The sequence below is a fragment of the Pseudoalteromonas sp. MSK9-3 genome (genome assembly GCF_003590335.1).
Lineage (GTDB): Bacteria > Pseudomonadota > Gammaproteobacteria > Enterobacterales > Alteromonadaceae > Pseudoalteromonas.
In genome coordinates this window covers 151,744-159,387 of record NZ_MIET01000022.1, presented here as the reverse complement: position 1 = coordinate 159,387, position 7,644 = coordinate 151,744, and the positions used below count along the sequence as shown (strand labels likewise).

Here is a 7,644-nt window from a genome sequence, read left to right as displayed (position 1 = left end):
GCTTTTAATCACCTAAAAGCTGAAACGAGCTTTAAGAAAGGTATGCCCGCAAAGCAAAAGAAAGCGATGCGCAGTACAGATTACCTTGAAAAGGTCTTGAATTTATAATGTCTTTTCATGCTCTTGCCCTGAATATGTACGTCTTTAACACCGTAATTTACGTATGTACTAGGAACAGCACAAAGAACTAAAACCATAGGAAGATATATACATACGTTCATCAATATTAAAGAAAATTCTGGAGCGACTTCTAATTTTTTCATAATAATTGAACCGATTAGAAGAAAAGCAAACGCCATAAAAGCCCAAATTGATGCTGGTTTAAAAAATTCCCCCAAACCCAAAAGAAGGTATTTAATAGGAAACACAAGATATCTAGTGATATTGCTCCATAGTTTTTTCTCTACAGGTAAATTCAAGAGAAACAGTGACACCCATTCAAAAAAATAAAACCAATAAGCAGGCAATATTCACCTGAGATATCATCAAGTTAATAAAACTAAATTAACTACATGTACTATAAGCTCCAAAATAGAGAAAAACTGAACTCATGCCCAGTAATAAGGTACGGCTAAGCCACCAAGCTATGGCGTGTTGATTATATAGAGATTAGCTTGATGGTATAATAATTAAGCCAGTAACTTTTCACACTGCTTATAATTAGCTCGCCGTTTTATTTCTAGACTCGCGCAATAATTATCAAGCTTTTGAGGTCGCCCTACTGCGCCATGAAATACTTTGGTAAATTGTGAGGTGAGTTTTAACCAGTTTTCTGGGGCTATGTTAAGTCTGTCTAAAATTGGGGAGCTGATTGGGCTTATAGCGCCTCGCTTATCTGCTCGCATACATCTGCCTGTTAGCTCTACCAGCTCTAAGTACGACTTTAATTCAAACGGTATACCTTTGGGAATGTGTTTTCTGGTGCTGCCTGCAAAACGTGCTAAGTGTTTAGGTTGTTTGCCTTCTGTGGCATGTTCACAGCGTGTTTTAACGCTTGTGTACTCTGAGGTTTCTGGCGTGTCAGCCATTTTGGCTCTAATTGGGTTTAAATCAACATACGCCATACAGGCCGCCAGTGCCGCTTCATCAAGTAAAGCTTGTGATTTAAAACGGCCTTCCCAGAATCGACCCGTACAACCATCTTCTTTATTCGCTTTTCGGGCTATGCTTTCATTCAGTACCCGCATGAACCAACTGATACTTGCTAAACGTTCTCTAAATTGTTCAATGTCTTTATTTAAAAAGTATTGCTGCGCTGAGTCTAATCGCTCACCTTGAAGGTACTTGTGAGACAGTATGGTACCTTTAAACAGCTTATGCCACCTGATAATAACCGCTTTATCACTCAGTCTTTTAGCTTTTATATCATCTACATAAAGTACAGTGTGAGTATGATTACTCATCACCGCATACGCACACACATCAATACAAAATACTTTGGCAAGTTCCAGCAGTTTATCCTCTATCCAGCCTCTTCTATGTTCATACGATTGCCCTGTTACTTTATCTTCACCACACAAATATGCACGACGAACGCACCGTGAAATACAATGGTAGTATTTGGTGTCAGCTAAACTCACTTGTCTTTTTCGTGCTGTTGCCATGAGGTAAAACGCCTATCTTTTAAGCTGAATTTAAAAGATAGGCAATGAATGAAAAATCGTCAATTTTGGGTGGGTGTCTTCTAAATTTCTTTACTTAACAAGGCCAATGTGGAGAATATGACGCTGCTTCAGACTTTTTCTTTATATCAATAAGTGACATTTATTCAAAATGTTAATGCTGGTCATCGGGTCACAATCAATTTACGTTGGGTGTCTTCTAAAATGTTCCTCAAATAACACAAAGCATGAGCCGCAGAGGTAATTGTTGGGATAATTCCCCGATGGAGCGCGTATTCAGAAGCCTCAAAACAGAATGGGTTCCAAGTACGGGCTACAACTCATTTAAGGAAGCAGAGCAAGATATTAGCTTTTATTTGATGAACTATTACAACTGGAGCAGGCCGCATAGTCATAATGATATGAAAGCCCCTGCAGTAGCAGAAGAAAAACTTAATTCACTGTCCGGAATTAGTTGACCACAACAGTTTATAACGATAGTTAGTAGGAGCATCCATCATGAATAACGTTAGTATATTAAGCATCGATTTAGCAAAAAATGTATTTCAACTTCTTGGAATTGATGAACACGGAAAACCTTGTTTCTCAAAGCGGGTTTCTAGAGTAAAACTCCATAAAATAATCCTTAATTTACCGCCTTGTGAAGTCGTTATGGAGGCTTGTTCGTCCTCTCACTACTGGGGCAGAGCATGTTTAAATTCTGGTCATCAAGTTAATTTAATTCCTGCACAACATGTCACCCCATTTGTACGTGGTAACAAAAATGATAAGAATGATTGTTTGGCAATATATGAAGCGAGTAGAAGGCCTAGCATTCGCTTTGTTCCCGTTAAAAGTGAACAGCAACAAGCCGTACTTTGTTTACATAGAATACGAGAAAGGCTACTCGGTACTCGCACAGCTTGTATAAATCAAACTCGAAGTCTACTTCTTGAATTTGGGTTCCACATTCCCAAAGCATACTCTGTATTCAAAAAGCATATTCATGAACTTTTATCACAAGATGTTCAGCCTGTTATTCGCCTCATGTTGTTAGAGGTGCAACAAGAGTTAGAAAGCTATGATAAAAAAATTAAACTCATGGATACCTTGTTTCAACAAACTAACACCCACAACACCAGTGCAGAAATTATGCAATCCATTCCAGGGATTGGCCCTATCATTGCCTCCGCGTTCAGCGCCAGCATCGATAAAGGCCAAGCATTTAAAAGTGCGAAAGACTTTAGCGTCTGGCTTGGCCTTACGCCTAGGCAATATGCGTCTGGAGAAACAAATCGTTTGGGCACAATTACTAAACGTGGAGATAAATACCTCAGAAAGCAACTTATTCATGGTGCTCGAACTGTTGTAAACCACGCACATAAAAAAGACGATGACCTGAACCTATGGGTCACTGCCATCAAGCAAAGGCGTGGGGTAAATAAAGCAGCGGTTGCAATGGCACATCGTCTGGCAAGGTTAATGTGGATATTACTTCAAAAAAATGAATATTACCGCCCGATACGTTCATGCAACCAGGTTCAAGGTAATGCTTAAACACCAAGTTAGATTGGCAGGCAGCTCGTAAATGACAAGGGTAACTTAACCCGCGTGGGTGTTGAGAGCACTTGCCAATCGCCTATCATTGTTCGCTACAGTTAGATGAAAAAAGGCCTAGCCTGCCTATACAAAACCCGGCAAAGGCACGGTATATAAACCGGTTGGGTGTATTCAAATTAGGGTGTATAGGCTCGAAGCTCATTAGGGGCACTGAAATAACAGTTAAGCCCGGATATATGTCAGAGCAACGCTTTATTGCAAATGGGTCAAACGTCAAACAGTGGCAGCGAAGAAATGAAAAAACGAGGTAGTTTATTCTACCCCGCCAGAGTTATTTTGTTTGACATACCGGGAGTGTCCATATATGTCAGTTAAAATCTCATTGGTGTCTTGTTAAATAGTGTGTTAAATATCGTTAATTAATTTAATTCCTGCTCGAAATGGCGTTGTACTTGTTTAAATACAGGAAACCCCATAATAAAAACAGCCACATATATCCAAATACTTACACTGTCATCGTAGCCTTTGAAGGCTACAAGCCAACATCCAGTAAAATTAATTATATAACTTAGAAAAACAAAAGGATCTAGTATTTTAATCGACTTTCTTAAGGTTTTAGCTGTGGTAGTTAGCATATATGTCAACAAAAATGCCGCAGTACCAAGAAAACCGAGCCCCCATTCTTCCATACCTATTAAGGTAATAGGTATGCCATATGCCAACAAACACATCGTTAAAGCTCTATCAACTTTCGTTCTCAATTTAATCTCTCTAATTACATTCCCGAATTCAACAAACTGATAACTGACATCCACTTAAAAATGAGTGCAAATGAACAGGCAATGTTCAATCTGAAATATCGTCTAGTTAATAAAATTGAATTAACCACATGTGCTATAAGCTCAAAAATAGAGAATACTTAACTCATCCCCAGCGATAAGGCACGGCCAACCCGCCAAACCATGGTGTATTAGTTATCTAGAGATTACCTTGATAGCCAAAATCAAGCCAGTAACTTTTCACACTGCTTGTAATTAGCTCGCCGTTTTATTTCTAGACTCGCGCAATAATTATCAAGCTTGTGAGGCCGCCCTACTGCGCCATGAAATACTTTGGTAAATTGGGTGGTGAGTTTTAACCAGTTTTCTGGGGCTATGTTGAGTCTATCTAAAATTGAAGAGTTGATTGGGCTTATAGCGCCTCGTTTATCTACTCGCATGCATCTGCCTGTTAGCTCGACTAATTCTAAATAGGACTTTAATTCAAAGGGTAAACCTTTTGGCATGTGCTTTCGGGGGCTACCTGCAAAACGTGCTAAGTGTTTAGGTTGTTTGCCCTCTTTGGCATGTTCACAGCGTGTTTTAACACTCGTGTAGTCTGACGTTTCGGGTGTGTCAGCCATTTTGGCTCTAATTGGGTTTAAATCAACATACGCCATACAGGCCGCCAGTGCCGCTTCATCAAGTAAAGCTTGTGATTTAAAACGGCCTTCCCAGAATCGACCCGTACAACCATCTTCTTTATTCGCTTTTCGGGCAATGCTTTCATTCAGTACCCGCATAAACCAACTGATACTCGATAAGCGCTCTCTAAATTGTTCAATGTCTTTATTTAAAAAGTATTGCTGCGCTGAGTCTAACCTTTCACCCTGAAGGTACTTATGAGACAGTCTGGTGCCTTTAAATAGCTTATGCCATCTGATAATAATCGCTTTTTCACTCAATCTTTTAGCTTTTATATCATCTACATAAAGTACAGTATGCGTATGATTACTCATCACCGCATACGCACACACATCAATACAAAACACTTTGGCAAGTTCAAGTAGCTTTGCTTCTATCCAACCTCTTCTATGTTCATACGATTGCCCTGTTACCTTATCTTCACCACACAAATACGCACGACGAACGCACAGTGAAATACAATGGTAGTATTTGGTATCAGTTAAACTCACTTGCCTTTTCCGTGCTGTAGCCATGAGGTAAAACACCTATCTTTTAAGCTGAATTTAAAAGATAAGTAATGAATGAAAAACAGTCAATTTGGGGTGGGTGTCAGTTAAAATTGTGCGTTGTTTGTGCTGCATAATCGCTTGTTGGACTGAGCCGCTACCTGCTCGGTGTGTCAGAGTTGGTGTTATTTATGCTATGGGAATTTGCTTTTAGTGGCGTAACTTGTCTCGAGCCTATTTTATCGGCTTATCTTTCGTGATTAAGCCATCCCTGCATTACTCAGTACGTTTTATCCTGCCATTAGAGCTAATTTTCGCTGATTTATCAATGATATTTTCATCGCGCACGCATTTTCATAGCTCGAACACTTAAGCCGGTTAACGCGTTGATTTAATTCAGCAAGCTCTGCTGCTAACTCGTTTGTGCTAATTTCATGGTCTCTTCACTTGAATTAACCCTTTCGCTAAATCGTAAGACCCCGATTTTGCATACTTAACAAGGCCAATGTGGAGAAGATGACGCTGCTTCAGACTTTTTCCTTTTATCAATAAGTGACATTTATTCAAAAGTTAATGCTGGTCATCGTGTCACAATCAATTTACGTTGGGTGTCTTCTAAAATGTTCGTATTGATACCCGTTAATCCAAGATTACGTTTAGCACGCGTACCAGCTTAAAATGAACGAATTAGAGTTAATGCATTGGGTCAAGCATCGGGTGTGGCACAACTACCGACGGCGTTAGGATAGCAATGCTGCAAACGCAGCATTGAACCACGAACATAGACTGAAGACAGGTGCCACGTCGAACTAAGTAAGGTCTGCTCTGCTCACGAAAGTGAGCAACCAACGAATATCAGCATGAAAACCGACGAAATCACTTGCTTCATCCTATGTATTAGCTCGCTCTAATTCGAGTTGAGAGATTATGGCTTAAAGTTAAGCAGGGATCAGTGTGTTTAACTTGACAGTGGGAGTCATACCAACGCCCGCATAACGGGCTAATAAAGCTTGGCTAAAATTGGTGAGGTACGAACCAAGCCAAGCTTTATTAGTCCATGCGTTGATGCGTTTGTTATATTTATTTACTAACTTCTTTGTTAGATAAATATGACCAACCTGCTTTTTTCACACATTCAAGAGTTTTTCTTTTTAACTCTCTTATTTGCTCTAAGTTACTTTTAAATCGAGGATCATCAAAAACTGGTTTAATACTCACATCTTTTCTTTTAGCTAAAATAAACTTTAAGTCTCGAATTAAGCTATCGTCAGAATATTGGGATAGTTTCTTAGGGTTTGTTACTTCAACAGTACCGAACGTAAAAACTTTCCCTGCAAAAGCTTCATTTTGACATTCATTGTACTCTGTAGCATACGGTTCTTCAGTTGCTTTTATTTGCCCAAATTTAATATGCTTCACAGAACCATTTTGTGGCTTTATTTCTAAATTTTGAAAATACTTTTGAACTTCCGAATCTGATGCCTGATTGATAGGTGTTGTTTTACAAGCTGAAACCATAGCCACGGCACTAAGTATAATTAATGTTTTTTTCACAAAAACTCCGATGTATCTTTATAAATATAACTTTTCGCTTATGGGGCAATGATACGCGCTTTGGGCGCAGCCCAGCGTATTATTGTCCTAGTCAGCTTTGCTGGCGAACCATGAAGCGTTTGTTATATTTTTTTAAACGTTGAACTCTCAAATGCTTGTTTTACGGTTTTACATTCACTTGAGCCATGTATGCAAGTGTAGCTAGCTAATAATATATTACTATTTACATTACCCATATAAACTTGCATGTAGAAATAATCGTTTTTACTTTTTACGAATTTAAATTTTGTTTCAAACACACTAAATTTTTGACCATCAATCGATATTTCATTTACGTCACCAACGTTAATTTCTGCTTCTGGAGAAATTCCTTTCAATTGTGACATCAATTGATTTTTGTATGCTGCAATTCCATTTTCGAATTCTAATTCTGAGCCTGAAAATGATGAAACTTCAGAAGTAAATTTATTAAACCCACTACTTGTTTCCATCATGAAAACTTGCTGATTACGAAATTTTTCCATTTGAGCATCATCAATACGTAATTTATCGCCGTATTTTTCTAGTGTTTTTTCAATATTTGAGCCTTTCTGGGGGATCCAATAGTCAGGTAAATGAAACTTCCAACCAATTGGTGAGAAAAAGTACTCCTTTTGTTTAGTTGCGTTCGCATCACTATTACAACCAGAAAGAAGTACTATAACTAATAGAAAATTGAGCTTTTTCAACACCGAGCTTTCCTTAAAATATAACAATTTAATATCGACCCATTGGGTCGTTTTTCTACCGAGCCACGGGTCATTTTTATCATTGTACCAGTTCTATCACACTAACTAACTAACTAACTTGTTGCTACAGATATATTTTTAATCATTATAGAAATTACGGAAAGGATAAAAACGACCCAATGGGTCGTTTTCTTGACTATAGAAGAAACACAAAGCAACTGGACATAAGGTCAGTGCTTTAAAAATAATT

General features: G+C 38.5%; 6 protein-coding genes and 1 pseudogene. 2 read left to right on the top strand and 5 right to left on the bottom strand.

Annotated features, from left to right (window positions below; translation table 11 throughout):
* Window positions 1-629: 629 nt before the first annotated feature.
* On the bottom strand, window positions 630-1,604 hold the full coding sequence (locus BGP78_RS07875; RefSeq protein WP_119860885.1) for a transposase: 975 nt from the start codon (window positions 1,602-1,604) through the stop codon (window positions 630-632).
* Window positions 1,605-1,834: 230 nt separating this feature from the next.
* On the opposite strand from BGP78_RS07875, the pseudogene BGP78_RS07870 reads away from it, so the two are divergent.
* Window positions 1,835-2,080: pseudogene (locus BGP78_RS07870) on the top strand (integrase core domain-containing protein); the annotation flags it as partial.
* A gap of 40 nt (window positions 2,081-2,120) precedes the next feature.
* Window positions 2,121-3,158 carry an IS110 family transposase gene (locus BGP78_RS07865; protein ID WP_119860884.1) on the top strand — a complete coding sequence of 346 codons (1,038 nt, stop codon included), beginning with the start codon at window positions 2,121-2,123 and terminating at the stop codon, window positions 3,156-3,158.
* 422 nt (window positions 3,159-3,580) lie between these two features.
* On the opposite strand, the gene BGP78_RS07860 is transcribed toward BGP78_RS07865, so the two are convergent.
* From BGP78_RS07860 to BGP78_RS07845, 4 genes are all read right to left on the bottom strand, one after another.
* Window positions 3,581-3,922: a hypothetical protein gene (locus BGP78_RS07860; protein WP_147386069.1), complete on the bottom strand. Its 342-nt coding sequence runs from the start codon at window positions 3,920-3,922 to the stop codon at window positions 3,581-3,583.
* 242 nt (window positions 3,923-4,164) lie between these two features.
* Window positions 4,165-5,139 (bottom strand): transposase, encoded by a 975-nt coding sequence (locus BGP78_RS07855; protein ID WP_119860882.1) that lies wholly within the window; start codon window positions 5,137-5,139, stop codon window positions 4,165-4,167.
* 1,053 nt (window positions 5,140-6,192) lie between these two features.
* On the bottom strand, window positions 6,193-6,666 hold the full coding sequence (locus BGP78_RS07850) for a membrane lipoprotein lipid attachment site-containing protein (RefSeq protein WP_119860881.1): 474 nt from the start codon (window positions 6,664-6,666) through the stop codon (window positions 6,193-6,195).
* A gap of 122 nt (window positions 6,667-6,788) precedes the next feature.
* The gene (locus tag BGP78_RS07845) at window positions 6,789-7,397 is read right to left on the bottom strand and encodes a hypothetical protein (protein WP_119860880.1); all 609 of its coding nucleotides are present in this window, start codon (window positions 7,395-7,397) and stop codon (window positions 6,789-6,791) included.
* Between the last annotated feature and the right edge of the window lie 247 nt (window positions 7,398-7,644).